Raw genomic sequence first — 2243 nt, forward strand, 5'->3', positions numbered from 1 at the left:
TCGCCTTCTTTACCTTTGGCGTGCTGTGCTATGTAGGCTTTAACCTCGGACAATACGCCTTCGGCCTTGAGCCAGAGCTCAAATCTTGCCAGGTGATACTGCTCAGATAAGCCAACGGATTTGAAAATGACCGCCAGCAGCGCCAAACGCACTTTGTCATCGGCGCCGGCGCCCAAGGTGCCGGACGCCGCATGCAGACCGCCAAGCTTGGCGCCCAGGGTTGAGAGTTCGTCAAAGTGCCGGCTGATGTTTTCGGGCAACTCGACCAAAGAGCGGGCATCTGTGCCATCGTGAATTTTTTGGTTGGTCCACAGAGTTCTGAGCATTTTGGCCAGGTGTGACTTACCCGAGCCAAAGAAGCCGGAAATCCAAACGCCGGGTTGTTCACCGCTTACTTTTACGTTACGCAAGAAGGTGCTGAGGATATCGTCCAAGCCTTTGGCGTACGCGCCGCTGCATACGAAGGTACGAAGCTCATAGGCGAGCGTTTCTAATGCCCCTTGGGAAAGGTCGTCTTTCACTTCGGCCACGCCGTTGTTGGCGAGTTTGGATTCAAGTGGGTCTAACTTATAAATATCGCGGTTTTGCATAGTACGCTCCCTCGTTAAACGGCTGTGATGGCGGTGGCCTGGTAGCCCCATCCATCCTTGGCATCGAGCAATTTGTAGTTGTTATCGTGATATTCTCCTGGAAAGAACACCACCAGGCGACCTTGAACCTGTGCGGCTAAGGACTTAACCAGCGCAGAGACTGACACAAAGCCAAATAGAGTGCCGCATCCCATAAGGGCAACGACAGTATCCTGTGTTTGTTGAGCATTTATTTGCTCACAGAGCTTGGCGACCAGCTCATCAGCGAAGTAGTCGTAACTTCCCTCTAAGTATTCAGGGTCTTCAAAGTAGGCTTCTTTGTAATCTTGCTCAGCCATCCAGTTTGGAAATTCATTGGTCAAATCCAGCGCCAACCAAGGGTGCTGGCTTTCAACACACACCTGTTGAAACTCGGCCATACGCGCACGTAATTTGAGCTCATCGGCCTTGTCGTAAACGACGAAAATCGCCTTCTCTTCCGCCGAGATATTACTGCTCCAAGGCACACTGATGTGACTGTTGAAGCTTTTAAGTAATTTAGACAGTCTGTCTGACATGGATTCATTCCTTGACTGTGAGGTTTAGAGGGGTAAAAGAGACTTCGACAACCTCACTGGCTTGCTTATAGTTAATTAGGCCTCGCAATGTTGCACGGTGTGCAAGCTCTTGCATGGTGGTTTGGTCCACCAGCAAGAGGCGACTCCAAAAACTGGTAAATAGTCTTTTTCCTGATAGCCCTTGGAAATGGCCTAACACCAATGCAAAGACTAGATTCACATAGGTGACTTTTGGCTCTGCGCGAAACTTCTTATTTCGACCGGTTAAGTAGCCAGCCTGAGTCCAGGTACCATTGAGATTTTGAGAGAATGACTTCAACGAAGCAGGGCTGAATCTTTCTGGATCATCCTTGGCTAAGTGAGCTTCCATTGTTTCTCTGGTTAACAGCTGCCCAGGCTCCAGCGCCAATATCACATCTGCAGAGCCTCTAAGCAGAGGGTCTCTTGCCACCGCCAATTGCAGCGCCAGCAACGGCTGAGCTTCTTCGGACAACTCCCACAACTGCCTAAACACCTTAAACAGCGGAATTTGTGGCGACATGCCATACAAATCAACCAGGTGCCGATAGGTTAGCTTTCGGGCATTAGCACTGGATTTATGCAATACATTGGCATCGACAATATCTGCCATGTAGTCCTCACGCATTGCATTTTCTGGCCTAGATTGCAGCAATAACTTCAGCTCTTCAATCATCATACTACGCGCAGCATGAGCACCATTTTTACCAAACTTAAAACCTGCTTGGATGAGAGACTCTGTCGATTCCATTACCTATGATTGCCTTTGAAAGAGTTGTGTACCGAACAAGTGGATCAGTGGTGAAAATGGCTGGAATTATATCGCAAACTGCCACACAACTCAGCCGGAATTCCATTCACTCAAGGCCTTGGGTGAGTTTTTGCGACGTGTATCAGACCACACTGATTTCAATGCATTCTGCCAGTTTGCATTTAATAGGCTCCAGGTCGCCAAGGACCTCTGTGATCACAGGGCAAAGAGCCTGAGTTGACCATAATGCAGTCATCCACTTGTCTTAGATGTGACCTTTCCCCGAGATTAGTACCAATCTCTTGATGAGATTTTCCAGCTTATGCT

At 48.9% G+C, this 2243-nt stretch carries 2 protein-coding genes and 1 pseudogene; all 3 read right to left on the reverse strand.

What is annotated here, in order from left to right:
- Positions 1-590: pseudogene (locus ON072_RS20940) on the reverse strand (BREX system P-loop protein BrxC); the annotation flags it as partial.
- A gap of 14 nt (positions 591-604) precedes the next feature.
- Positions 605-1147, reverse strand: a complete 543-nt coding sequence (locus ON072_RS20945; RefSeq protein ID WP_261753252.1) for a DUF1788 domain-containing protein — start codon at positions 1145-1147, stop codon at positions 605-607.
- Between the two features lie 4 nt (positions 1148-1151).
- Positions 1152-1916 (reverse strand): hypothetical protein, encoded by a 765-nt coding sequence (locus tag ON072_RS20950; RefSeq protein WP_261753253.1) that lies wholly within the window; start codon positions 1914-1916, stop codon positions 1152-1154.
- Positions 1917-2243: the final 327 nt, after the last annotated feature.

This window comes from Shewanella sp. K8 (assembly GCF_028823715.1).
Classification (GTDB): Bacteria; Pseudomonadota; Gammaproteobacteria; order Enterobacterales; family Shewanellaceae; genus Shewanella; species Shewanella algae.